This is a genomic window from Microbacterium sp. SMR1, from assembly GCF_003289625.1.
GTDB lineage: Bacteria > Actinomycetota > Actinomycetes > Actinomycetales > Microbacteriaceae > Microbacterium > Microbacterium plantarum.
In genome coordinates, this window is record NZ_QMBN01000004.1 from 1 (window position 1) to 23,832 (window position 23,832).

The 23,832-nt window shown below is 70.4% G+C and carries 22 protein-coding genes; 14 read left to right on the forward strand and 8 right to left on the reverse strand.

All coding sequences use genetic code 11. The annotated features are described in order from the left end of the window. Together DO944_RS12985 and DO944_RS12990 are read right to left on the reverse strand one after the other, a co-directional pair. Positions 1–1,016: 13E12 repeat family protein (locus DO944_RS12985; protein ID WP_258524729.1), on the reverse strand; the 1,016-nt coding region annotated here is incomplete at its 3' end. Positions 1,017–1,167: 151 nt separating this feature from the next. Further along, positions 1,168–4,176, reverse strand: coding sequence for a DEAD/DEAH box helicase family protein (locus DO944_RS12990; protein ID WP_112617609.1), 3,009 nt, complete (start codon positions 4,174–4,176; stop codon positions 1,168–1,170). Between the two features lie 233 nt (positions 4,177–4,409). Between DO944_RS12990 and rpmB the strand changes: the two genes are divergently transcribed. From rpmB to rpsN, 3 genes are read left to right on the forward strand one after another with little or no spacing between them, the layout of a single operon-like run. Continuing rightward, positions 4,410–4,646 carry a 50S ribosomal protein L28 gene (gene rpmB / locus DO944_RS12995; RefSeq protein ID WP_005051771.1) on the forward strand — a complete coding sequence of 79 codons (237 nt, stop codon included), beginning with the start codon at positions 4,410–4,412 and terminating at the stop codon, positions 4,644–4,646. Continuing rightward, complete coding sequence (gene rpmG, locus DO944_RS13000) at positions 4,646–4,816, forward strand: 50S ribosomal protein L33 (protein WP_005051772.1); 171 nt, start codon at positions 4,646–4,648, stop codon at positions 4,814–4,816. Before rpmB ends, rpmG begins: the two co-directional genes overlap by 1 nt. A 4-nt stretch (positions 4,817–4,820) precedes the next feature. Next, on the forward strand, positions 4,821–5,126 hold the full coding sequence (gene rpsN / locus DO944_RS13005; RefSeq protein WP_112617610.1) for a 30S ribosomal protein S14: 306 nt from the start codon (positions 4,821–4,823) through the stop codon (positions 5,124–5,126). A 109-nt stretch (positions 5,127–5,235) separates the two neighbouring features. Here the strand turns inward: rpsN and DO944_RS13010 are convergent, their stop codons facing one another. Genes DO944_RS13010 through otnK form a run of 3 tightly spaced genes read right to left on the reverse strand, consistent with a single transcriptional unit; the run spans position 5,236 to position 7,917 of the window. Then, positions 5,236–6,015, reverse strand: coding sequence for a DeoR/GlpR family DNA-binding transcription regulator (locus DO944_RS13010; RefSeq protein WP_112617611.1), 780 nt, complete (start codon positions 6,013–6,015; stop codon positions 5,236–5,238). A gap of 25 nt (positions 6,016–6,040) precedes the next feature. Continuing rightward, positions 6,041–6,688 carry a class II aldolase/adducin family protein gene (locus DO944_RS13015; RefSeq protein WP_112617612.1) on the reverse strand — a complete coding sequence of 216 codons (648 nt, stop codon included), beginning with the start codon at positions 6,686–6,688 and terminating at the stop codon, positions 6,041–6,043. After that, positions 6,685–7,917, reverse strand: a complete 1,233-nt coding sequence (gene otnK / locus DO944_RS13020; protein ID WP_220118355.1) for a 3-oxo-tetronate kinase — start codon at positions 7,915–7,917, stop codon at positions 6,685–6,687. The genes DO944_RS13015 and otnK overlap by 4 nt, the downstream gene beginning before the upstream one ends. Positions 7,918–8,118: 201 nt before the next feature. Between otnK and DO944_RS13025 the strand changes: the two genes are divergently transcribed. The 6 genes from DO944_RS13025 (at position 8,119) to DO944_RS13045 (ending at position 14,908) form a co-directional block, all read left to right on the forward strand. Continuing rightward, a complete protein-coding gene (locus tag DO944_RS13025) occupies positions 8,119–9,480 on the forward strand; it encodes a homoserine dehydrogenase (RefSeq protein ID WP_112617614.1) in 1,362 nt (453 codons plus the stop codon). A gap of 138 nt (positions 9,481–9,618) precedes the next feature. Then, positions 9,619–10,929: an SLC13 family permease gene (locus DO944_RS13030; protein ID WP_112617615.1), complete on the forward strand. Its 1,311-nt coding sequence runs from the start codon at positions 9,619–9,621 to the stop codon at positions 10,927–10,929. A gap of 162 nt (positions 10,930–11,091) precedes the next feature. Further along, positions 11,092–11,220 (forward strand): hypothetical protein, encoded by a 129-nt coding sequence (locus DO944_RS15960; protein WP_258524735.1) that lies wholly within the window; start codon positions 11,092–11,094, stop codon positions 11,218–11,220. Between the two features lie 2 nt (positions 11,221–11,222). Continuing rightward, positions 11,223–12,311 (forward strand): alpha/beta hydrolase, encoded by a 1,089-nt coding sequence (locus DO944_RS13035; RefSeq protein ID WP_112617616.1) that lies wholly within the window; start codon positions 11,223–11,225, stop codon positions 12,309–12,311. Between the two features lie 211 nt (positions 12,312–12,522). Continuing rightward, on the forward strand, positions 12,523–12,810 hold the full coding sequence (locus DO944_RS13040; protein WP_036304753.1) for an HU family DNA-binding protein: 288 nt from the start codon (positions 12,523–12,525) through the stop codon (positions 12,808–12,810). A gap of 121 nt (positions 12,811–12,931) precedes the next feature. Continuing rightward, positions 12,932–14,908, forward strand: a complete 1,977-nt coding sequence (locus tag DO944_RS13045; protein WP_112617617.1) for a cytochrome c oxidase assembly protein — start codon at positions 12,932–12,934, stop codon at positions 14,906–14,908. A 6-nt stretch (positions 14,909–14,914) separates the two neighbouring features. Here the strand turns inward: DO944_RS13045 and DO944_RS13050 are convergent, their stop codons facing one another. Next, a complete protein-coding gene (locus tag DO944_RS13050) occupies positions 14,915–16,042 on the reverse strand; it encodes a hypothetical protein (protein WP_258524738.1) in 1,128 nt (375 codons plus the stop codon). A gap of 42 nt (positions 16,043–16,084) precedes the next feature. Between DO944_RS13050 and DO944_RS13055 the strand changes: the two genes are divergently transcribed. After that, positions 16,085–17,464, forward strand: a complete 1,380-nt coding sequence (locus tag DO944_RS13055; RefSeq protein ID WP_112617618.1) for an ATP-dependent RecD-like DNA helicase — start codon at positions 16,085–16,087, stop codon at positions 17,462–17,464. Between the two features lie 9 nt (positions 17,465–17,473). On the opposite strand, the gene DO944_RS13060 is transcribed toward DO944_RS13055, so the two are convergent. Together DO944_RS13060 and DO944_RS13065 are read right to left on the reverse strand one after the other, a co-directional pair. Next, positions 17,474–18,151 (reverse strand): heme oxygenase (biliverdin-producing), encoded by a 678-nt coding sequence (locus DO944_RS13060; protein WP_112617619.1) that lies wholly within the window; start codon positions 18,149–18,151, stop codon positions 17,474–17,476. 71 nt (positions 18,152–18,222) lie between these two features. Further along, positions 18,223–18,531: a DUF2470 domain-containing protein gene (locus DO944_RS13065; protein WP_112617620.1), complete on the reverse strand. Its 309-nt coding sequence runs from the start codon at positions 18,529–18,531 to the stop codon at positions 18,223–18,225. A gap of 180 nt (positions 18,532–18,711) precedes the next feature. Here DO944_RS13065 and DO944_RS13070 point away from each other — a divergent pair, with 180 nt between their 5' ends. From DO944_RS13070 to DO944_RS13085, 4 genes are all read left to right on the forward strand, one after another. Beyond that, on the forward strand, positions 18,712–19,857 hold the full coding sequence (locus tag DO944_RS13070; protein ID WP_240309756.1) for a serine hydrolase: 1,146 nt from the start codon (positions 18,712–18,714) through the stop codon (positions 19,855–19,857). A 297-nt stretch (positions 19,858–20,154) separates the two neighbouring features. Next, complete coding sequence (locus DO944_RS13075) at positions 20,155–21,849, forward strand: ABC transporter substrate-binding protein (protein WP_112617622.1); 1,695 nt, start codon at positions 20,155–20,157, stop codon at positions 21,847–21,849. Between the two features lies 1 nt (position 21,850). Then, positions 21,851–22,825, forward strand: coding sequence for an ABC transporter permease (locus tag DO944_RS13080; RefSeq protein WP_112617623.1), 975 nt, complete (start codon positions 21,851–21,853; stop codon positions 22,823–22,825). Beyond that, positions 22,822–23,820: an ABC transporter permease gene (locus DO944_RS13085; protein ID WP_112617624.1), complete on the forward strand. Its 999-nt coding sequence runs from the start codon at positions 22,822–22,824 to the stop codon at positions 23,818–23,820. The genes DO944_RS13080 and DO944_RS13085 overlap by 4 nt, the downstream gene beginning before the upstream one ends. The last annotated feature ends 12 nt before the right edge of the window (positions 23,821–23,832 follow it).

Genomic DNA, 23,832 nt, shown 5'->3' on the forward strand with positions numbered 1-23,832 from the left:
TCCCACGAGGTGGCGTTGCCCGCGAGTTCGCGTGCGGTGTTCGCGTCGATGGGGGAGCGCCCCGCGAGGTCGGCCGGCCCCTCGTCCTGACCCATCAATGTCAGGGCCGACACCGCGACCTGCACGTGAGCGCGGATCGCTCCCAGCGTTCCGTTTCCGTCACCGCTTGCGGTGGGATCGAGAGCGGGCGTCGCGGCGAGGAGGAGGTCGGAGAACACGTCGGCGCGGACCTGGTCGATCGTGCGGGCGTCGTCGACGAACGACGACCCGTCGCGAATCGTCGTGTCGGCATCGGATGCGCCACCGTTTGCGTCGGCTCGAGTGTCAGGCGTGCCAGGCGCATCAGCCTGCGCCCGCGCGTTGATGATCTCCCGCGCCTGCCGGGTGAGCCGGTCCACGATCCCGTCCGCGATCACCGTCGGCAGCGTCGCGATCAGGTCAGACATCCCATCCGCCCCGGCCTGCACCCACACGCACCGCCCCGCGGCGGCTTCCTCGTGCCGCTCCGTGAACGTCCGCGGGTGCATCCGCTCCGCGATCATCCGCAACGCGTCCCGCACCCGGTTGGGTCTCTCGCCCTCGCACCGCTCGATCGCGACCCGCTCGAACTCCGCCCGGCCCGCCACGGGCACGAGGCATCCGACCTCCTGGATCACCCGCACATGCCCCCGGACGATGCGCCCGTCCTCCCAGGCCGCCATCGTCACCGGGTAGTTCTCGACGAGATCCCGGGCTTCATCGATGCGTCGCTGCAACGTCCGGTCGGTCGCGACGAACACCCCGGCCAGCTCCGCGGCGATCCCGCGCAGCGCCATCTCGCGCGCCTTGACCTTCTCCGACGCACCCGCGGTCTGCCTCTCAGCCAGCACCCCGGCCGCGGCGAGCACCCGAACCTCACGGATCTGCGCCAACCGCGCAGCATCCGAAACGCTCTCGGCGTCCGCGACGAGCTGAGCGAGGGCGTCGACATCGCTGTCGCTGCCCATCCCGCTGCCGAGCCCGCCATTCGAATGCATGTTCTAATGTTGCCACGGACCCCCGACATCGCGCCCTGACTTTCCACAGACGCGCGCGGGGCACCGAACCCGCCCGGTCAGCCCGACAATGCACCGTGCCCGAGCCCGCCACCGCGCCAAAACGTGCACCGCGCCAGAGTGCTCCACCGCGTCAGTCCCAGCGTTCGATGACGGCGAGATCGCCCGCCACCGCGCCCCCGCGACGCGCCTCTGCCAGGAGGGCGAGTGCTTCCGGGCTGTCGACGAAATGGAGCGTGCACGGACCGACGGTCCGCTGCCAATCCTCCGCGAAGGAGTGCAGACGCCCGCCGGCCATGCCGAACGACGCGGGCACGGCCAAGAACTGCGACCGGCCCTGCCCGCCACCCCCGCCGCGCGCACCGCCCCCACCGCGGGCGCGCTTCAGCAGCCACCGTACGAGCGGCGATCGGCCGCCGGCATCCACCTGCAGCAGGAATCGCGGCGTGCGTATCGGTCCGAGCAGCTCCGACATCGCTCCGGCGAAGACGTGCTGCTCGGCGAGGGTGGCATGGGTCAGGCGCAGTTCGAGGTGCTGGAAGCCGCCGGCATCCGTCGGTCGCTCGACGATCACCTCCGGCGTCGCCCCGTTGCCGATGCGTCCCGCGCGCTGCAATGCGGCCACGACGGTGCGCGCGATGCGGCGATGCAGCTCCGGCGCCTCAGCGTGGGCTCGACGGGAGCCCCACCAGGCGCGAGCGACCGGCGCACCGGCGGCCACGGCGCCGATCAGCGCCACCGCCCCGGCCGTGACCCCTGCCACGCCGACCGCGCCGACCCCGCCGGCGACCATGAGCGCGAGCGCCGCCGCGGCGACGATGCCTGCGGTTGCCGTGCCGCCCCCGAGCACGGCATCCGCTCGGCGCCGCGTTCGGAAAGTGGGGTCGGCGGCGCGCCGGACGATCACGGTCTCCGTCGACTCCCGGTCCAGGTAGTCCGTTCCGATCTGCCATGACGCCCGCGAGAGTTCTCGCGGCTCGACGACCGTCAGGGAATCGAGCTTGTCCGCCGACGGGAGAGAACCCGGCGCGAGCAGGCGTCGCTGCTCGGCCGTCAGCGCGCCGGCGAGCCCGCGGGCGATGCGGCGGGGATCGTCGCGGTGCACGCCCCACAGGCGCGCCTGCTTGCGCCGCAGTCGCGAGAGATCGGGGGCCGCGTCGATCGGCGACGACGGCGGAAGCAGCGCGGTGACCGTCCAGATATGCGCGACCTTCTCGGGCCAGTCCGGGTCGAGGCGCAACGCGCGTCCGCGCAGCTGCTGCGTCGCGGGGGCTGTCGCCACCGATGACAGATCGATGAGCGTGTTCACCGCGGGACAGTCCCACCCCTCGCCGAAGAGGCCGCGGGTACCGACGACGACGTCGAGCTGGCCGCGGCTCAGCAGGGTCGCGGCGGCACGGACGAAGCCCGCGGCACCGACGCCGGGAGCGGAGATCTCGGTCACCGCCGGATTCTCGGCGACGGCCGCGGTCGCCACCTCGACCCCCAGGGCCGCTGCCCACGCTTCAGCCAACGAACCGGCGTGACGCGCCGCGATGCGCGTCGTCGATCCGGTGACCAGGGCACCGCGCAGGTCGGCGGTCGCGGCATCCGTCGCCAGGACGTCGAAGGTCCGCAACGCGCCCGCGCGGCTGACGAGTCCACCGTGGCGGTTGCCGTGTTCGCTGAAATCGGACACGACCAGTGCGCGCAAGCGCGTGCCCATCCGGTCGCGTTCGAGGCGGAGGATGTCGCATACCGCGCGGTCCTTCGACAGCGATGACGCCAGCATCGTGTCGATGGGGTCGCGCGTGCGGCGCAGGCCACGGTCGGTCAGCGAGAAGCCGAAGTCGGCGAGTGCCGACCGGATCCGATCCCACCGGTCTCGGGCGGCCGGGTCGGGCAGCACGCGGTCGAGCGCGAAACGGCCCAGCAGTCGCAGCGACTCCTCCGTCGTCGGCTTTCGTCGGGCTGCGGCCGGCAGGCGTGCGACGAGCGGATGGTCGGGATGAACGGTCGCGAGCATCGCCGCCGCAGCCTCGGCGCCCGCGAAATCGTCGGCGAAGGCTCGCGCGAGGCGGATGTCGGCGTCGTTCGGCGCCGCGCGTGACGATGAGGCCGGCGGCGGGGGAGCGAGCGCCGGCCCCGGCGTCTCGGCGTCGCCGTCCGCATCCGCGCCGGCCTTGCCCTCGGCCGGAGGCTGGAGCATCCCGATGAGATGTGCGGCCCCGTCGCCGTGGGCGAAGGTCGAGCGGATGAGCACCGTGAGGCCGGTGGCGGCGCCCGACAGGAACGCGAGCTCGTCCGTCGTCGGCTCGACGAACCGCACGTACTCGCGGTACGGGGCGAGATTGCCCTCGCGGACGACCGCAGGGATCGGCACCTCGTAGTCGACCTCGCCGAGGAGCGAGGTGTAGTTGTCGTACGCGTTGCCGTCGTCGGGCGAGGGGAGCGTCGCGGTCAGGCCGACCACGAGCGGAGACCTGCCCGCGTCGCGCAGCCGTGCCACCAGAGCCGCGACGACGAGCGCCCAGTGGTCGAGCAGGTGATGGCACTCGTCGAGGACGACGGTGTCGACGCCGTGGTCGACGAGGCGCTCGATCAGCGCGCGAGCATTGGGGTGCAGTGCCCGCGACAGGGCGTCCGGGTCCTCCTGGGCGATGCGGCGTCGCAGCGTGCGCGAGCGCCGGGCTATCCCGGCGGCGTACGCGCGGTGGTTGCCCGAGCGCAGAGCGTCGAGCCAGGCGGATGCCGCATCCGCCGACCGGCCGTCCGCCTCGAGTTCGTGCAGCCAGCGCTCGTGGGCGAGCGCTGCGAGGGGATTCTCGCCGTCGAGCACGCTCAGCGACTGGTATGTCAGCGCCGTCAGTTCGCCCGGGGCTTCGCTCGTGGTCGAGACGGCGCCGGCCTCGGGGGCCAGCCGCCGCGCCTCGGCGGCCCACTGGTCGCGAATGGTGATCGTCGGGGCGAGGACGAGGGTCCGCGTCCCGCGCCGCATCGCGAGCAGGAGCCCGAGCAGGGTCTTGCCCGAACCGGGCGGAGCGACGATGTGCAGCGGACCGGGGCCGGAGGCGTCGACCCGTTCGAGCGCGTCGGCCTGATAGTGCCGCAACCGTCCGTCGAAGAGCCAGCGCCGAAGGGGAGCCTCGACCTCCGGCGACATAGCGGCAGTATGGCAGACCGCCCCGACGCGGCATCCGCGGGTCTCCTCCGGCCGGTCGCCCGGTCAAGGCGACACGCCGTCGCGTGCTAGACTGACTGTTTGTCTGCGCGCACTCCAGCACGCAGTACGTACCCACTCCCCATCACAGGCCCGAAACGGCCGGATGAGGCGCGGGTGCAGACAAGGGATCTTGGGTGGCACCGTCCGGTGTCACGGTACTAAGGAGAATCACTATGGCAGCAGTGTGCCAGGTGACCGGAGCAGTTCCCGGCTTCGGTCACAACATCTCGCACTCGCACCGCCGGACGAAGCGTCGCTTCGACCCGAACGTGCAGAAGAAGACCTACTACGTTCCTTCGCTCGGTCGCAAGATCACGCTGAACGTGTCGGCTAAGGGCATCAAGGTCATCGACGCCCGCGGCATCGAGTCGGTCGTCAAGGACCTCATCGCGAAGGGTGTGAAGCTCTAATGGCGAAGAAGGCTCAGGACGTACGTCCGATCATCAAGCTCCGTTCGACCGCCGGTACGGGGTACACCTACGTGACGCGTAAGAACCGTCGCAACAACCCCGACCGCATCGTGCTCAAGAAGTACGACCCGGTGATCCGCAAGCACGTCGAATTCCGAGAGGAGCGCTGATCTCATGGCTAAGAAGAGCAAGATCGCGCGCAACAACCAGCGTGAAGAGGTCGTCGCCCGCTACGCCGAGAAGCGTGCCGAGCTGAAGAAGACCCTCGTCGACCCGAACGCGACCGACGAGGCCCGCGAGGCTGCCCGCGTCGGCCTGCAGAAGCTCCCGCGCAACGCGTCGCCGGTCCGCATCCGCAAGCGTGACGCCATCGACGGTCGCCCCCGTGGCCACCTCTCGAAGTTCGGCATCTCGCGCGTTCGCTTCCGCGACATGGCGCACAAGGGCGAGCTGCCCGGTGTGACCAAGTCGAGCTGGTAAGCCAGCCCGCGTAGAGCACCGAAGCCCCCGTACCGATTCGTCGGGACGGGGGCTTCGTCGTTCCCCGGCCCGGCCGCTGCCCCCTGGCCTCAGGCGGGCCTCCGGCCGGTCAGGCTCGGACGAGGTCGACGCCGGCCGCGGCGAGGTCGTCGGCTGCGGCGGTCGGCAGGTTGGCGTCGGTGATGACGCTGCCGAGCTCATCGAGCCGCAGAGCGCGGTACTTGGCGAACCGGCCGTACTTGGAGCTGTCGGCCATCAGCACCGATCGTTCCGCCGATTCGACCGCCGCGCGTTTCGCCTCGATCTTCGCCTCGACGGGTGTCGTGATGCCGTGGCTCAGGTCCCACGAGCTCGAGGAGATGAACGCCAGGTCGAGCGACAGCTCGGCGAGCGAGAGGCGGGTGAGGCGCCCGATCGTCGAGAGGTTGGTCTTGTCGACGCGGCCGCCGACGCAGATCAGGTCGACGCTCGGGTGGTCGATGAAGGTCTGCACGGTCGCGAGGTCGTTCGTCACGACCGTGAGGTCGACGACGTGCTCGAGGTGCGGCCGCATGGCTTGGACGGTCGTTCCCGCGTCGAGGTAGACCGTCATCGTGTCGCGCACCAGAGCCGCCGCGGCCTGCGCGATGGCGGACTTCTCCGCGACGTCGGTCGCGGCCTTCTCGGCGCGCGTCGGCTCCGAGAGCAGTCGCGGCGCGAGTTTGACCCCGCCCGTGGTCGAGTGCGCGAGCCCCTGCTCCTCGAGCGCGGCGACATCCCGGCGCACGGTCATCTGACTCACGCCGAGCAGATCGCTGAGCTGGCGAAAGCTGAGCACGTGTTCGCGGTGCAGGTGCTGGACGATGGTCGCCCGCCGCTGGTCGGGGATCATCGGAGCCGCATCCGTCATCGGCGCCCTTTCCGTCCCGGCCAGCCTACTGATCCGTGGCGTCGCTCCACGGCATGCCCCACCGTCGCGTGATCGCGGCGACCTGCGCGGCGGGGATGAGGCGGCGCGGCTTGCCCTCGGTGAGCAGGGCGATGCGGCAGGCCTCCTCGAGCTCTATCGTGCTGTCGACGGCGGTCGCGGCGTCCTCGCCGCTGACGACCGCGCCGTGGTTGGCGAGCAGCGCGGCGCGGAACGGATGCGGGCTGCCGGTGATGAGCGCCCCCATCGCCGGGTCGCCCGGCGCGACGAACTCGAGCAGCGGAGTCTGACCCACGCGCATGAGCGCGTAGGGGGTCAGCGGCGGGATCGCGCTGTGCGCGGACCATGGCTCGAGGCACGACAGGGCGACGGCGGAGGGCGAGTGGACGTGCACCACGGCACGATGCGCCGGGTTCTTGGTGTAGAGCGCGACGTGCAGCGACACCTCTTTCGACGGGCGCGCCCCGCCGAGGTGCGCGCCCTCGGGCGAGAGTTCGGCGATGTCCGCCGGCTGCAGGGCGCCGAGGCGCGTTCCCGTCCCCGACATCAGGATGCGGTCGCCCGCGCGCACGCTCACGTTGCCGGAGCTGCCCGGGCTGAGCCCTGCCTCGACGAGCGCGCGGCCGGCGGCGATGAGGTCGTCGATCGCGGTCACGCGAGCACCTCCCAGGCCGCGGTGAACAGGTCGGTCGCGCCGAAGTTGCCGCTCTTGAGCGCCAGCGCGACGTGCCGTCCGTCGCTCGTCGTCGCCCCGCTCCAGCAGACCCCGGGCGCGAGCTGCGGGCCGATGTCGAGCAGCGAGACGCCGAGTCGCTGTACGACGGCCCCGCTCGTCTCGCCGCCCGCGACGATGATCCGGTGCACCGCCTCGCCCGCGACCAGCTCGGCGGCGACGCCCGCCAGCACGTCCTCCACGGCGGCCGACACGTCGGCGGCCCCGGCGCGGATGTCGCTCAGCTCGGCGACCGAGTAGACGACGGGCACGTCTTCGACGGGCAGTGACCGCACCCAGGCGACGATCCCGCTGATCTCGTCCTGCGGGTGGTCGAGTGCCCGATCGAGGTCGACCTGCCGCAGCGGGCATCCGGCGGCGTCGGCGTGCGCGATCTGCGCTCGCGTGGTGCGCGACGCCGAGCCGCACACGACCAGGCGCCCGGGGCCCACCGGCGCGAGGCCGCGGGGCGCGGCATCCGCGGGGCCGTCGATGCCCGCCGCGAGCGCGGCCCCGCCCGACAGCACCCGCAGGTGCGCGGAGGCGGCGGCGATGGTCGCGAGATCGGCATCCGTGACGGCATCGACGATCAGATAGCCCGGTGCGGCGCCGTCGATCACAGCGCGCAGCGCGTCCCGTCCCGCGCGCACGGTGCTCAGGGGGATCTCGGCGATGGCGGCCCGCGTCTGCGGCCCGAGGATGTCGCGCAGGCGCGAGCGGGTCATCGGCGTCAGCGGGTGGTGGCGCATCGAGGAGTTCTCGAGCAGGTCGTCACCGACGTAGAGCAGGCCATCGCGCACGGTCCGCCCGTTGGCGGGGAACGCGGGCACGACGACGGTGCGGTCGGCGTCGACGCGACGGAGGACGGCGTCGAGGACGGGGCCGATGTTGCCCTCGTCCGTGGAATCGAACGTCGAGCAGTACTTCACGTAGAGACGCTCGGCACCGGCGCCGAGCAGCCGGTCGACCGCGCGCTCGGATGCCGCGACGGCGGTGCTCACGGGAGCCGTCCGCGTCTTGAGGGCGACGACGACGGCGTCGAGTCCGTCGAGGCGCTCCGGCTCGACCGGGAGGTCTCCGATGACGACCGCGGTGCGCATGCCGCGCTCGCGCAGGGTCGTCGCGAGATCGGTCGCGCCGGTGAAGTCGTCGGCGATGGCGCCGATAAGCATGGGGAACCTCTTCGTCGGGGTGGTCCGGTCCGCGGGAGCAGAACCGGGGCGGGGATCGACCATGACGGCGGATCCCCCTCAGTCTATGTGACTATTTGGGAACATTTTTGACAATCTGTGAGAAACGATTACAGTTGCAGGCGCTCCCCGGGGTCCGCGACGGACCTTCGACCACTCTCGACGACGAAAACAGGAACAACGGTGATCCAGAGCCCGGCATCCCGCCGCACCTCCGCCATCCGCATCGCCCTCACGGGCGCGAACGGCGGGTACGGGCGCACCCTGCTCGACCAGCTGCGGCGGCTTCCCGACATGACGGCCGCCCAGCTGATCGACCCCGACGTCGACGGCGTGGTCCGGATGCTGCACGACCTGGGCGTCGGTGACGACGACCTGGTCCGTGCGACGTCCGTCACCGAGACCGCCGCCGCCGTCGAAGCGGGCAAGGTCGCGGTCGTCAGCGACGGCGCCCACCTCTCCTGGGAGCACGCCGATGTCCTCGTCGAAGCGACCGGCCGCATCGAGGCGGGGTACGCGTACGCCGACACCGCCCTCGATTCCGGCACCCACGTCGTCATGGTCAGCAAGGAGATCGAGTCGGTCGCCGGCGTCGCCCTGAGCGCCAAGGCGCGCGAGCGGGGGCTGCGCTACCTGCCGGGAGACGGAGACCAGCCCGCCAACCTCATCCGGCTCGTCGAGTGGGTGCTTGCCGTCGGATTCGACATCGTCGCGCTCGGGAAGTCGGGCGAGTACGACCTCGTCTTCGACCCGGAGTCGGGCACCGTCGACCAGAACGGCGTGCAGATCGAGGCGCCCGCGCTCGGCGGGCTGCTCGACCTCGGTGCCGACACCGCCGCGACGCTGGCGGCGCGGGCCGATGCGGTGTCGGGCCTCAAGCGGGCCGCCGCAGCCGATTCCTGCGAGATGAACGTCGTCTCGCTCTACACGGGCGCCGTCGCCGACCGCGAGGCGATGCACTACCCCGTCGCGCGACCTGACGAGCTCGCCGACGTGTACGCGGAGCTCGCCGACGGTGGCATCCTCGCTTCGACGGGAGTCGTCGACGTGTTCTCGATGCTCCGCCTGCCGGGCGAGGCGAGCTTCGCCGGCGGCGTCTTCGCGATCGTCCGCACGGGCGACGACGTGACCTGGGCAACCCTGCGGGGCAAGGGCCACGTGGTCAGCCGGAACGGCCGATACGCGTGCATCTTCTGGCCCTACCACTTCATGGGCATCGAGACCCCGATGACCGTGGCCGCGGCGGTCGACGGCACCGCCACGACCCCCGCTCCTCGCCAGCACACCGTGCTCGCCGCCCGCGCGACGGGTGACCTCGACGCGGGAACGGCCTTCCGCGTCGAAGGGCACCACCACGAGATCTCGGGGGTGTCGCCCGTGATCGTCGCCCCGGATGCCGGTGAGATCGCGCCGTACTACCTGCTCTCGGGCGCGCGCCTGCGCCGCGACGTCGCCGCCGGAGCCCTCGTGACGCTCGACGACCTCGACGACGTCCCCGCCGCGGCCCTCGCCGCCTACCGTGCCGGGCTCACGCTCGGCCGCTGACGGGCGCCTCGCCCGCATCCTGCCCCTCCGCATCCCCTCATCTCAACCCGATTCCGCCCGCAACCCGATTCCGACGACCTGGAGATCAACGACGATGCACCGTGACCTGACCGACCTCGCACGCGGAGGGATGCCCGCATGAACGTGGAGATCATCGCCCTCATCGTCCTGGTCGCCGTTTTCGCCATCTCGGCCATCCGCAATGTCCACATGGGCGCGCTCGCGCTCGTCGCCGCCGTCCTCGTCGGCGTGCTGGTCGTGGGCGAGCCGCTCGATGACGTCCTCGGGGGCTTCCCCGTCGACGCTCTGCTGATCCTGCTCGGGATCACCTACCTCTTCGGCATCGCGCGGACGGTCGGTGCGGTCGACTGGCTCGTCGACCGGTCGGTGCGCCTCATCGGAGACCGCGTCGCCCTGATCCCGTGGGCGATGCTGGTCGTCGGCACGCTCGTCGCGTGCCTCGGCACGTCGCACGCGGCCTTCACCATCGTGCCGATCGCGATGAGCCTGGCGCACAAGCACCGCATCCACACGACGATGATGGGCATCGTCATGAGCTCCGCGATCGTCGGCGGGGCGCTCGCCCCGACCAGCATCGTCGGCATCACGGTCATGACCGTCGCGAACGCCGCGGAGATCCCCTACAACGCCGGCCTCATGTTCGCCCTGTCGATCGGGGTCAACGCCCTCGTCGTGCTCGTGGCGTTCTTCATGTTCGGCGGGCGCGAGCTCATCGCCCGCGGTCGTGCTGCGAAGGCGCAGCGCGCGGCGGGCGACAACGTTCCGCTCGGCGGCGGCGTCGGGGTCCGGACCCGCACCGAGACGACGAAGCTCACCGGCTACCAGCTGATGACGCTCATCTCGATTCCGGTCCTCGTGGTCGCGTTCTTCACGCTGACCATCAACGACGTCGACCTCAACCTCGGCGCGGTCGCGCTGACGCTCGCCGTGCTGCTCGCCTTCATCAACCCGAAGGTCGGACGCGAGGCGCTCGGCAAGGTCGACTGGGGCACCATCCTGCTGCTCGGCGGCATCATCACCTACGTCGGCGTCCTCACCCGCCTCGGTGCCATCGATCAGCTCGGCGAGGCCGCCCGCTCGGTCAGCGTCCCGATCATCGCTGCCGTCGTCCTCTGCGTCATCGCCGCCCTTGTCTCGGCGTTCGCCTCGACCATCGGCATCATCGGCGCGCTCGTTCCCCTCGCTGTGCCGCTGCTCGTTCCGGGCGGTGGTCTCGAGATGACCGGCTTCATCTACGCCCTCGCGATCTCGGCGTCGCTCGTCGACTGCGCTCCCTTCGGCACGACCGGTGCCACGATCGTCGCCTCGGGTCCCGAGGAGGACCGACCGCGGCTCTACCGGCACCTCATGATCTGGGGCCTGTCGATGGTGCTGATCGGGCCCGCGATCACGATCCTCCTGTTCGTCGTGCCCTTCCTGGGGGCCTGACCCCGGTCCCCGGATCCCGCCCCCGTCCGCCCACGCCCCGACTCGGCGGGCGGGGGCGCCCCCGCCCGCGGGCGAGACGGCCGAACCCGATGACCTACACGATGCACGCGTTCCTTCGCACGGGGGATGCGTGCGCGCGGGCTTCCGGCCTAGCGTCGAAGGATGGACGTCAGCTCGATGATCATGGGTGGCGCGATCGCGTCGGTGATGTGGATCGTCTTCGTGCCGTGGTCGAAGCTCCGGCGGTTGCGCGAGCTCGATGAGCGCACCGGGCGAACGGACGGAGACTGACCATGCCGCTCGATCCGTTCTTCGCCGAGCGGCTGCGCACGCACCGGCGGTACCTCCTGCGTCAGGCCTGGCGGTCGGTCACGTCGGCGGTGGCCGAGCGGATGCCGCGGATGCCGCGGTCTCCCGCCGCCGAGGGCGTGCCGGGCACCGCGCCCGCGCCGAGCCCGGCCCCCGCCAAGCCCGGCGGCAAGCGCCCGCTCACCCCGCGCGAGCGTCACCGCAAGGCGGCGCTCGCCTGGGACCGCCAGGAGCTCCGCACGGTCGGTACACCGGGACCCGGGATCGCCACGTCCGAGCACGTCGTCCCCGTGGCCGGATACCCCGACGTGCGCGTCCGGGTCTACCGTCCGAGCACCCTGGCCGAGGGAGAGCCTGCGCCGGCGTGCCTGGTCTTCGGCGGCGGGGCGTTTCGTATCGGCGGCATCGACTACCCGACGGCGGATGCCGCGTGCCGACGCCGTGCCGAGGCATCCGGAGTCGTGCTGATAGCGGTCGACTACTCGCTCGCGCCCGAGCATCGCTATCCGACCCAGATCGAGCAGGCGTACGCCGCGTGGGAGTGGCTGCACGACGAGGCGGCGACGCTCGGCATCGACCCGGACCGCGTCGGCATCTCGGGGTCGTCCGCGGGCGGGAACATCGCCGCCGTGCTGACGCTCATGAACCGCGACCGTGCGCGGCTGCCGGTCGCCGTGCAGATCCTCGAGGTGCCGGTGACCGACCTCACCGGGCGGTTCATCGATCTGCGCGCGACCTACGCGCTCGGCATCCCGGCCTTCATCGCCCTGCGCGAGCTCGTCTCGGTCGCCCGCACGTATCTCGGCGACCGCTCGCGCGCGCACGAGTCGTACGCGTCGCCGATGCGCGCCGATTCGCTCGCCGACCTGCCGCCGGCGGTCATCCTCACGGCCGAGTACGACCCGTTGCGCGCTGACGGTGCGGCCTATGCCGCGAAGCTCCGCCGCGCCGGCGGGGAGGCGAGTGCGACCCGGTACCTGGGCGTCACGCACGACACCCCGATCTTCGTCGGAGCGCTTCCCGCCGCGCGTCGCTGGGAGGCGGAGGTCGTCGCCGCCCTCCGGCGGATCTGACCCCCGCCAACGTCACATCCGTCCCACGCGCCCCGAAAACGGGCGACACGCCGGGTGAAAGCGGCCCCCGAAGCCGGTAAATCCGCGAAATTCCGCGGAATCCGCGTATATTCGGGACCGGTCGAACGACCAACCGTGGGACGCGAGTCCCCCGGGAACCACCCACGCTGTCGGCGGCGCGTCCGTCGTCCGCCGTCTGGAGGACAACCCTATGGCTGACAAGTCCATCACCAAGACCGAGCTCGTCGCGAGCATCGCCAGCGCCACCGGTCAGAGCCAGGCCGCCGTCTCGGGCGTGCTCGACTCGCTCTTCACGACCGTCTCCGAGGCCGTCGCCAAGGGCAGCAAGGTCTCGATCCCGGGCTGGATCGCCTTCGAGCAGGTCGACACCGCCGCTCGCACCGGCCGCAACCCGCAGACCGGCGAGGAGATCAAGATCGCCGCGGGCAAGCGCGTCAAGGTGACCGCCGGCTCGAAGCTGAAGGCCGCCGTCAAGTAATCGACGACGATTCACCGGAGGGGGATGCCGATACGGCGTCCCCCTCCGTCGTTCCCGCCCCGCCCGCCGGGGACCTCGCGGCTGAGAGGCTCAGACCTCCCGGCCGCCGTAGGCTGGTGGGGTGGAATCCCGAGCGCAGCGTCTCGCCGGACCGGCGATCCTCGCTGTGTCGGCTCTCATCGTCGTCCTCATCGGCCTCGCGGCCGGAGGCGGCGCCGCACCGCTGCAGCTGCTCGACCCGGGACCGGTCGTGCGCTGGGGCCTGCCGATCATCAAGCTCGTCGTCAATCTGGCGGCAGCCGGCATGGTCGGTTCCCTCGTCGTGGCGCTGTTCGCCCTGCGCGCAGGCGAGCGCCCGTTCGACACGGCCCTCGACACCGCGTCGATCTCGGCGGCGGTCTTCACCGTCGCGAGCGCCGGCACCGCGTTCTTCACCTTCCTGAACCTCCTGGGCGCAGCTCCGAGCGCGAGCGCGGAGTTCGGCCAGCAGCTCGGCCGGTTCCTCGTCGACACCGAGGCCGGGCGCGCCTGGCTGCTGACGACGATCGCGGGCGCGGTGCTGACGGTGCTGACGTTCGCCGTCCGCGGCTGGACCTCGACGCTGATCGTCGGCATCCTCGCCGCCGCATCCCTCATCCCGATGGCGACACAGGGACACTCGGGCGAAGAGGCGAACCACAACATCGCGGTCACCGCGCTCGCCCTGCACATCGTCGCCGCCGCCGTCTGGCTCGGCGGTCTGCTGCTGCTCGTGATCATCCGGCCCGTCGTCGACCGTGCCGACATGGTCGCCGTCGTGTCCCGGTACTCCAGCATCGCTCTCGCGGCCTTCATCGTGGTCGCGGTCTCGGGAACGGTCCGCGCCGCCGTCGCGATCCTCTCGCCCGCCAACCTGTTCTCTCCCTACGGGGCGCTGCTGCTGCTCAAGGTCGTCGCGCTCATCGCCATGGGCGTGCTGGGCGCCTCGTACCGCGGGCGGCTCATCACCAAGCTCGCCTCGTCGGGCGCCGCCCGGGTGTTCTGGCTGCTCGTGACCGTCGAGATCGTCTTCATGGGCATCGCGAGCGGCGCGGCCGCGGCCCTCGCCCGCACCCCTCCGCCCGTCGACACGACCCTGCCCGAGCAGCAGACGCCCGCCCAGATCCTGACCGGCACCGTCCTGCCTCCCGAGCTGACGATCGACCGCTGGTTCACGATGTGGGATGTCGACCTGCTCTGGGTCTTCGCCGTCGGGTTCGGTCTCTTCTTCTACCTGGCCGGAGTGTGGCGCCTGCGCAAGCGCGGCGACCGCTGGCCGCTGTACCGCACGGTGCTGTGGGTGTTCGGATTGCTCCTGCTGGCATGGGTCACGAGCGGACCCATCAACGCCTACCAGGACTACCTGTTCAGCCTGCACATGATCGGGCACATGCTGCTCTCGATGGCCATCCCGCTGTGCCTCGTCGCGGGCGCTCCCGTGACCTTGGCCGCACGCGCGATCCGCAAGCGGGACGACGGGTCGCGCGGCGGTCGCGAGTGGATCCTCTGGGCCGTTCACACCCCGTTCTCGCGCGTCGTCACCCACCCCGCGTTCGCCGCGGTCATGTTCGTCGGCTCGCTCTGGGTCTTCTACTACACCGACCTGTTCCGCTGGACGCTGTACGACCACATCGGGCACGAGTGGATGGTCGCCCACTTCCTGATCTCGGGCTACCTGTTCGTGCTGTCGCTCATCGGCATCGACCCCGTGCCCTACCGTCTGCCCTACCCCTTCCGGCTCCTCACGCTCATCGCGGTCATGGCGACCCACGCCTTCTTCGGCATGGCGATCATGATGTCGTCCGGCCTGTTCGCCGCGGAGTGGTTCGGCTCGATGGGCCGCATGTGGGGGCCGACGCCGCTCGAGGACCAGTACATCGGCGGTGGTGTCGCCTGGTCGGTCGGTGAGATCCCGACACTGATCCTCGCGATCACGGTCGCGATCCAGTGGAGCCGCTCGGACGACCGGATGCAGCGCCGCCGTGACCGGCAGGTCGAGCGAGCCGGCGACACCGAGCTCGACGAGTACAACGAGCGCCTCGCCGAGCTGGCCCGCCGAGACGCCGCGCGCAGCCGCTGACGCCGATCAGCCCTGGTCGGCCGACACCTGGATGGATGCCGTGCCGTCGGGGAGGATCGTAATCTTGCCGGTCAAGAAGAACTCGACGTCCTCCGAGACCTCGTTGAGTCGTCCGTCGTAGAGGGAGCGGATGTCGACGTCGATGTGGGCGACCGCGCGGGTGCTCGGGATCGCCCACTGCGCGCCGTCGGGCACGACCTCGATCTCGGGGTTCTGTGCGATCGACCACTGCGGGGCGCCCTCGACACGGTTGCGGACGAAGTAGCCGAACGGGCATCCCGTCGGCTGCAGCACCTGCTGGGTCGCGCAGGAGGCGAGGAACTCGTCGACGCGGTCTTGCACGACCTCGATGAACTCCGGCGTGGGCTCGGTCTGCAGATCGACCGGCACGGACTTCTGCGGGGCATCCGAGAGCACGGCCACTCCGGGGGTCTGCGCCGTCGGGGTGTCGACCGAGATGGAGTAGGCGCCGGGAGAGAACACGAGCATCGACACGGGCACGAGCGGGTCGGCATCCACGCCCTCGGGGGCGACCTGCCGGGTATCGAGCTCGAAGCCGTTGACGGAGAACCGCGTGGCTCCTCGCACCGTGAGGTCGATCGCCGAGAGAGGGCTGTGCGCGAAGCGCCAGGCCGGGGCGACGCCGATCCAGCCGTCCTGCTCGACGTCGAACTGGGTGCGGCCGCGATGACCGTTCGCGAGGTAGGTGACGGTGATCTCGGTCACGTCGCCGCGGACGCGCTCACCGATGACCGCGACCTCGGACAGCGGTGCGAGGGCAGCGCGGCGCAGCAGCACCTCGGATGTCGTCGACGGCAGCTCCGCCGCGGCGAGCTCGGCGGAGTCCATGGCGACGCCGGGCAGTCGCAGCGCATCGGCGGCGCTGCCGCTGCTCAGCAGCGACAGGTAGCGCTCGACGAAGGCCGCAGGGCTGTAGAGCGTGCGGTACACCGCGACACCGCCGACGCCGAGCGCGCCGAGGGCGAGCACCGAGAGGAGCCCGATCGCGGTGAGGTCGAAAGCAAGGCGTCGCCGGGCACGTCGCCGGCCCTGTCCGGTCCGTCGCACGCTTTCGGGCGCGTTCGACTCATCGTCGCCGATCGCGGCGTCCGGAGTCGTCTGCGCCTCGTGCACAGCACAAGTCTAGGAAGGCTCACCTGTGGCTACCATGAATCGGTGACCTTGCCGCCTCTCTCCGCTGAGCAGGAGGCGCTGTTCCGTCGCATCGAGACGACCCGAGACCACGTCTTCGTCACCGGACGCGCGGGCACCGGCAAGTCGACCCTGCTGCAGCACCTGGCGTGGAACACCGACAAGCAGATCGCGATCTGCGCGCCGACGGGGGTCGCCGCACTCAACGTCGAGGGTCAGACGATCCACTCCCTCTTCCGGCTGCCGATCGGTCTCGTCGCCGACAGCGAGCTGGAGCAGTCCGAGCCGACCCGCCGCATCCTGAACGCGATCGACACGCTCGTCATCGACGAGATCTCGATGGTCAACGCCGACGTGATGGATGCGATCGACCGGTCGCTCCGGCAGGCGCGCCGACGGCGCTCCGAGGCGTTCGGCGGTGTGCAGATCGTCATGTTCGGTGATCCGTATCAGCTGTCGCCGGTGCCGCCCCGCGGCGACGAGCTGAAATACATCCGCGACCACTACCGGTCGTTCTGGTTCTTCGACGCGCAGGTGTGGGCGGGGCCCAAGGCGGAGGCCGGCGCCATCCGCTCGGACGGACTGCTCGATCTCGGACGCGTCGGCGCCCCGCTGCACATCGCGGAGCTGGGGGAGATCCACCGTCAGGCCGACCCGGGCTTCAAGGAGATGCTGAACGCCGTGCGGTACGGCGTCGTCACGGCCGACATCGCCGCGGCGCTCAATGCGGCGGGAGCCCGCACGCCGCCGCCGCCCACCGGCGACGAGCCTCCCGTGATCACGCTCGCGACGCGCAACGACGCCGTCAACCGCATCAACCAGCGTCACCTCGACGCGCTCACCGGCCCGGTGCAGACGGCGAAGGCCGACGTGAGCGGCGACTTCGGCCGCGGCGAGACGTCGTACCCGGCCGACCCCGAGCTGCAGCTGAAGGTCGGTGCGCAGGTGATGTTCCTCCGCAACGACGTCGCGGGGTACGCCGGCGACGGCCCCCGCTGGGTGAACGGCTCGATCGGCACCGTCACCCGCATCGCGGGGTCGTCGGTGCGCGTCGAGCTCGACGGCGAGGAGCACGACGTCGAGCCCGCGGTGTGGGAGAGGTTCCGCTACGCCTACGATCCCGGCTCGCGCAAGCTGACGCGCGAGATCGTCGCGGAGTTCACGCAGTTCCCGCTGCGGCTGGCGTGGGCTGTGACGATCCACAAGTCTCAGGGCAAGACCTACGACCGCGCGATCGTCGACCTCGGATCGGGTGCCTTCGCGCCGGGGCAGACCTACGTGGCGCTCTCACGCCTGACCTCGCTCGACGGGCTCTACCTGTCGCGGCCGCTCCGGCCCAGCGACATCCTGGTCGACCACGACGTGCGGCGGTTCATGGCCGCCGTCCGCGCGGCCGGCATGTGACCGGCAGGGTCACGCCACGACGGAGGCCCCGGATGCCGCTGCGGCCGCGTCCTTCGCCCGCGCGAGGTCGGTGAACAGGTCGGTGTTGAACTGGTAGGCGACCAGCACCTCGTCGATCACCCGCTGCTGCTCGGCCTCGTCCCACGGCGCGGCATCGAGCTGCTCTCGATAGCGCTCTTTGAACGCGGCCGGATCGGCGATGTCGCCGAAGATGTAGAACCCGATGCCGTTGGTCTCGAACCCGAACTGGCGGGCCATGAGCTTGCCGATGAACAGCCCGCCCGACAGGTCGCCCAGGTACCGGGTGTAGTGATGCGCGACGAAGCCGCCGGCCCAGGTGGCCCCGACCTCGTCGATGCGGGCGACATACCGCTCGGTGGTCGGCAGCGGAGTGATCCGCTCGCGCCAGTCCGGGCCGATGAGGAACTCGAGGTCGGCCTCGAGGGCGGGAAGCCGGGTGAGCTTCTCGCTGATGAACGGAGCGGCCACCGGGTCGGCCGCCATGCGGGATGCCGCGCCCTCGAGCGCTGCGTAGATGAACCAGTGCTGCGCGACCAGGGCGACGTAGTCGTCGCGCGTGCCCTTGCCGCGCATGAGGTCGGACATGAAGCCGGCGCCCTCGCTGCCGGAGTGCGCAGAGCTGGACCGCTCGCGCAGAGCGGTCGAGAACGGGATCGGTTCGAGCATGGCCCGACGATAGCACTTAGGTACAGCTAACCTGAAGGTTTTTCGTCGAGCTCTTAACGACTTCATAACGCTCAGTCGTGCGGGCGCGGCTCCACACCGAGGCGCTCGCAGGCGGCGTCGTAGAGCGCGACGATCTCCCGGCGCACCTCGCGACGCTCGGTGATCGGGCCACCGGGCCAGGCCACCCGGAGCTCCCGGGTGCCGCCGTCGGCCCGAATCGCCTGCCAATCCCCGCCATCGCCGTCGAAGAACGTCATCGTCGCCGCCGCGGCATCCGGTTCGCCGAACGCGCGCACGATGAGGAGATTGTCGGTGCGGTGATCGTCGTTCATGTGACCGAGCACACCCGAGATGGCGTCGGCGTCGAAAGCGTGTGTCATGCGTCCACCCTAGGTTCGCAGGTTCCACGGGAGCGGTGTGCTTCACTGGAGGCATACATCTCGGGGGGTGGCTCAGGAATGCGTGCGACTCGACGCCGTCGAAGCGCAGGGATCGCCGTTGCGGTCGCGCTCGCGCTCGGTCTTTCGGCGTGCGCTCCGGCGAGCGTCAGCAGTGTCGAGATGCCCCCGCAGGTCGACGGCGAGATCGGTGGCGACACGCAGGCGCAGCTCACCGCCGCGGTCGAGCGCGCGATGGCGATGACCGGCTCGGCCGGCGCGATCGCCGGCGTCTGGGTGCCGTGGTCGGGCGAGTGGGTGGCCGGCTTCGGCACCAACCCCGACGGAACCGAGGTCACCGCAGACGACTCCTTCAAAGCCGGCCCGGTCACGCGCGCGATGACGTGCGACGTGCTCTACGGCATGGCCGCAGACGGCACCGTCGAGCTCGATGACCCCGTGACGGAATGGATCGTCGGATTCCCCGCCACCCCGGTCGTGACGCTCGAGCAGCTCTGCGACAGCACATCGGGGCTCGGGTCGTACCAGCCGCGTCTGCAGGCCCGGTGGGAAGCGAATCCCGCGCGTCCGTGGGCTCCGCACGAACTCCTCGCCTACGGGCTGGCCGCCTCGGGCCCGACGGGCGGCACGTCGTTCGCCAACTCGGACGCCGGATATGTCCTCCTCGGCATGGCTCTCGAGCGGGCCGCGAACAGCACCGCCGCGGAGCTGTTCCAGCGCTACGTCTTCGAGCCCCTCGGCATGGGCGGATCGTCGCTGCCGGATCGGCAGGCCGACGTCGGCCTGCACGGCACGCAGTCGGTGCTGACCCCCGAGGGTGCGCCCGATTGCGCGACGGCTGCCGACCTCACCGCGTGGTCTCCCTCGGCTGGATTCACGTCGTCGGGCGTCGTCACGACGGCGGCGGACCTGGGGCGGTACGCGCGCGCACTCGCAACCGGCCTGCGCTCGTTCGACGACGACCAGCGGTTCGGCTCGCCCATCCCCGTCGGAGAGGGCGTACCGACCTGGTACACCGTCGACGGCGGCGCGTACCAGGCGGGCACCCTCATCGGCCAGTACGGCTCGATCCCCGGGTATCAGACCGCGGCTTTCGCCGACCGTGAGACGGGCCTGACCGTCGTCGCCGTGCTGAACAACTCCCGCGCCTCGGCCGAGGCGATCCGCGTGCTCGGGTGGGAGCTCGCCGCGATCGCGTCGAAGGCGCCCGCCGCCTCGGGAGAGACCGCCCCACCGGCGGGTCTGCCCTGGACGCCCGAGCAGATGGACGGCGACCTCGCCTCGGTCGCGATCTGCCCGCTTCCCTGACCGCGGCCGCGCTGCCTCGCGAACGTCGGAGGATGTCGTCGGCGTCGGAGTGAAGCCGCGAAGGCATCCGATATCGCCGTGATTCTCCGAGTCTCGCGCGCCGCGACCGACGCCCGTCGTGTTTCGGGCGTGTGAAAAGACGGCCGGATCTCGTGACGATCGTGTCACACCGCCCTCCCTGACCCGCTCGACTCGGTAGAACGGATGCAGCGTGATCGTGCAATTGCACATTGCACCGTGATGTTGTTTTATGGACAGCACTCGACGCAATGGAGCAGAGAAAGGGAAGGTCCACCGATGACCACCACCAGGAGATTCGCCGGCATCCTCGCCGCGGGAACGGCCATGGCACTCGCCCTCACGGCGTGCGGCGCCGGCGGCGGTTCGCCGCAGCAGACCGGCACCGACGGCACGCCGCAGGCCGGCGGAACCGTCCACATGCTCCAGAACGCCGACTTCTCGTACCTCGACCCGGCCCGCGGCTGGGACGGCGGCGTCAACGCGTTCTACCGTCTGCTCTACCGCGGCCTCACGATGCAGGCCGCCGGCGACTCGGATGACCCGAACGCCATCGTGCCCGACCTCGCGACAGGTCTCGGCGAGGTCTCCGACGACGGACTCACCTGGACCTACACGCTGAAGGACGACCTCTTCTTCGACAACGGCGACCCGATCACGTCCGCCGAGATGGAGTTCGGCATCTCTCGCGCGTGGGACCCGCAGATCGGCATCGGCTCGCCCTACCTGAAGTCCGTCATCGACGCGCCCGCGGACTACCAGGGCCCGTACGTCTCGGGCGACCTCCCGACGATCGAGACCCCGGATGAGAAGACGATCGTCTTCCACCTCAAGGCCCCGTTCCCCGAGTTCGACAACGTGCTCGCCCAGCCCAATGCCGTGCCCTTCCCGATCGGTTCCGGCGGCGGCGACGAGTTCATCAACGACGTCATCGCCTCGGGCCCCTACACGCTCGACGCTTACACCCCCGGCAGCACCATCAAGCTCGTGCGCAACGAGCACTGGGAGCCCGAGACCGACGACGTCCGCAAGGCGTACCCCGACCAGTGGCAGTTCGACATCGGCATCGACGGCGCGACGATCGACGAGCGCATGATCGCCGGTCAGGGCGCCGACCAGAACGCGATCGCGGGCAAGATCGCGGGCGCCACGCTGCCCCGCATCCAGACGCCGCAGCTGCAGGAGCGTGCCATCACCGCCCCCGCGTACTGCACGACCTACATGTCGCTCAACACGTCGAAGCCGCCGTTCGACGACGTCCGCGTGCGCCAGGCCGTGAACTGGGCGCTCGACCGTGCCAGCATCCAGAACGCCTCGGGCGGGAATCAGCTGGCGGATGTCGCGACGACGATCATTCCGCCCGCCGTCAGCGGTCACCTGGACTACGACCTGTACCCCTCCGACGACAACACCGGCGACGTCGACGAGGCCATGGCGCTGTTGGAGGAAGCCGGGCTCGGCGACGGGTTCGAGTTCACGCTCGACATCCGCTCGAACCCCGTTGCGCAGGCGCAGGCCGAGGCGGTGCAGCAGGGCCTCGAGCGCATCGGGGCGAACGTGAAGCTCAACGTCATCGACACCTCGATCTACTACGAGACGATCGCGACGCCGTCGCAGCAGAACAACGCTGCGATCACCGGGTGGTGCCCGGACTGGGCCTCGAGCGCCAGCACCTTCATCCCGCCGCTGTTCGACGGCGCGGGCATCACCGAGAAGGGCAACCAGAACCTCGCCCAGCTCAACGATGCGGCCGTCAACGACCGGATCGCCGAGATCCGGGCGATGACCGACGTCGATGCGGCCAACGAGGCGTGGGGCGAGCTCGACAAGCAGATCATGGAGCTCGCGCCGATCGCCCCGATGGTGTTCGAGAACGGCATCTTCCTGCCGGGGTCGAACATCGCCGGCTACATCCCCAACACCAACATGACCGACCTCACGATCGTCGGTCTGAAGGACCCCTCGAAGGGCTGACATGACCTTCAGTTCGGCCCCCCTCGAGGTCGAGGCCACGCCGGGCGGTGATTCCACTCTCGATGAGTCGGCGGAATCCCGTCCGGCGTCCGGCCGGAAACTCCTCCGAGGCTTCCTCACCGATGTGCCCGCGATGCTGTCGCTGGCCTACATCGTGCTCGTGCTGCTCATGGCGGTGTTCGCTCCCCTCATCGTGCAGATCAGCGGCTGGTCGCCCTACCAGTTCGACCAGAGCGCGATCGATCCCAACATGGGCGCGATCCCGATCGGGCCGCTCGGCGGCATCAGCGCCGAGCACTGGTTCGGCGTCGAGCCCGGCAACGGCCGCGACATCTTCGCCCGCATCGTCTACGGCGCCCAGGTCTCGATGACGGTCGCCCTCTCGGCGACGCTGCTGACGACGGTGCTCGGAGTCGTGTTCGGGATGCTGGCGGGTTACCTCGGCGGCTGGGTCGACACGGTCATCTCGCGGGTCATGGAGTTCCTCATGGCCTTCCCCGCGCTCATCTTCATGATCGCGATCCTCTCGGCGCTCCCCGCCGACAACCGCGTGCTGCTGCTCGTCGTCGTGATCTCGCTGTTCGGCTGGCCCTACCTCGCCCGCATCGTGCGCTCGCAGACGCTCTCGCTCAAGGAGCGCGAGTTCGTCGAGTCGGCTCGTGCGTCGGGTGCGTCGAGCGTGCAGATCATCTTCCGCGAGATCCTGCCGAACCTCTCGTCGACGATCATCGTCATGGCGACCCTCGCGGTGCCGGGCTACGTCGGCACCGAGGCGGGGCTCTCGTTCCTCGGCGTGGGCGTCGTGCCGCCGACCCCCAGCTGGGGCCAGATGATCGCTTCGGCGGCGCCCTGGTACGCCGTCGATCCCATGTACTTCCTCATCCCGGGCGCCTTCCTCTTCCTCCTGGTGCTCTCGTTCACGACCCTGGGCGACCGCATCCGCGCGCTCGTCGGCAGCGCGGAGGTGCGCGCGTGACCCGCTTCGTCCTCTCGCGCGCGACCGGCATGGTCGTGGTGCTGTTCCTCGTGACGCTGTTCACGTTCGTGATCTTCTTCGTGCTCTCGCCCGACCCGGCGGTGCAGATCTGCGGCAAGAACTGCACGCCCGAGCGCATCGACCAGATCCGGGCGAACCTCGGGCTCGACCAGCCCTTCCTCACGCAGTTCTTCACGTACGTCTCGGGCCTGTTCGTCGGCCGTGAGTACGAGATCGCGGGCGCGACGGTCGCGTGCGGCGCCCCGTGCCTCGGGTACTCGTTCCAGACCGGGCAGCTCGTGGGCGACATGATCGTGCAGCGCCTGCCGATCTCGGCGACGATCGCGATCGGCGCGGCGGTGCTCTGGCTCGTCGGCGGCGTCGTCGGGGGCGTCCTCAGCGCGGTGCGCGAGGGGAAGTTCACCGATCGGTTCATCGCCGGGCTGACCCTTGGGTCGATGTCGATCCCGAACTACGTGCTCGCTCTCGCGCTGCAGTTCGTCCTCGTCGTCTCGCTCGCCTGGCTGCCGTTTCCGCAGGCCGTTCCCTTCGCCGACGATCCGGTGCAGTGGTTCCTGAACTTCCTCATGCCGTGGATCGTGCTCGCGGTCGGATATGCCGCCGTCTACACGCGGCTCACGCGAGCGAACGTGATCGACACCCTGCAGGAGAACTTCGTGCGCACGGCGCACGCGAAGGGGCTGCGGCCGAGCCTGGTGTGGCGCCGCCACGCGCTGCGCCCGGCGCTGACCCCCATCGTGACGATCTTCGGGATGGACGTCGCGGGCCTTCTCGGCGGTGCGGTGATCACCGAGACCGTGTTCGGCATCAACGGCGTGGGAAAGCTCACCGCCGACTCGATCTCGTCGAACGACCAGCCGGTCATCATGGCGGTGACGCTGCTCTCGGCGTTCTTCGTCATCGTCGGCAACCTCGTCGTCGACCTGCTCTACGCGGCGATCGATCCTCGCGTGCGAACGGCGGCGAAGGCATGAGCGGCGAAAGGA

Excerpts from the sequence above, each read along its gene's own strand:
- DO944_RS12990 (WP_112617609.1), bottom strand. The coding sequence starts at position 4,176 with ATGTCGCCGGAGGTCGAGGCTCCCCTTCGGCGCTGGCTCTTCGACGGA.
- rpmB (WP_005051771.1), top strand. The coding sequence starts at position 4,410 with ATGGCAGCAGTGTGCCAGGTGACCGGAGCAGTTCCCGGCTTCGGTCAC.
- rpmG (WP_005051772.1), top strand. The coding sequence starts at position 4,646 with ATGGCGAAGAAGGCTCAGGACGTACGTCCGATCATCAAGCTCCGTTCG.
- rpsN (WP_112617610.1), top strand. The coding sequence starts at position 4,821 with ATGGCTAAGAAGAGCAAGATCGCGCGCAACAACCAGCGTGAAGAGGTC.
- DO944_RS13010 (WP_112617611.1), bottom strand. The coding sequence starts at position 6,015 with ATGACGGATGCGGCTCCGATGATCCCCGACCAGCGGCGGGCGACCATC.
- otnK (WP_220118355.1), bottom strand. The coding sequence starts at position 7,917 with ATGCTTATCGGCGCCATCGCCGACGACTTCACCGGCGCGACCGATCTC.
- DO944_RS13030 (WP_112617615.1), top strand. The coding sequence starts at position 9,619 with ATGAACGTGGAGATCATCGCCCTCATCGTCCTGGTCGCCGTTTTCGCC.
- DO944_RS15960 (WP_258524735.1), top strand. The coding sequence starts at position 11,092 with ATGGACGTCAGCTCGATGATCATGGGTGGCGCGATCGCGTCGGTGATG.
- DO944_RS13035 (WP_112617616.1), top strand. The coding sequence starts at position 11,223 with ATGCCGCTCGATCCGTTCTTCGCCGAGCGGCTGCGCACGCACCGGCGG.
- DO944_RS13040 (WP_036304753.1), top strand. The coding sequence starts at position 12,523 with ATGGCTGACAAGTCCATCACCAAGACCGAGCTCGTCGCGAGCATCGCC.
- DO944_RS13060 (WP_112617619.1), bottom strand. The coding sequence starts at position 18,151 with ATGCTCGAACCGATCCCGTTCTCGACCGCTCTGCGCGAGCGGTCCAGC.
- DO944_RS13065 (WP_112617620.1), bottom strand. The coding sequence starts at position 18,531 with ATGACACACGCTTTCGACGCCGACGCCATCTCGGGTGTGCTCGGTCAC.
- DO944_RS13070 (WP_240309756.1), top strand. The coding sequence starts at position 18,712 with ATGCCCCCGCAGGTCGACGGCGAGATCGGTGGCGACACGCAGGCGCAG.
- DO944_RS13075 (WP_112617622.1), top strand. The coding sequence starts at position 20,155 with ATGACCACCACCAGGAGATTCGCCGGCATCCTCGCCGCGGGAACGGCC.
- DO944_RS13080 (WP_112617623.1), top strand. The coding sequence starts at position 21,851 with ATGACCTTCAGTTCGGCCCCCCTCGAGGTCGAGGCCACGCCGGGCGGT.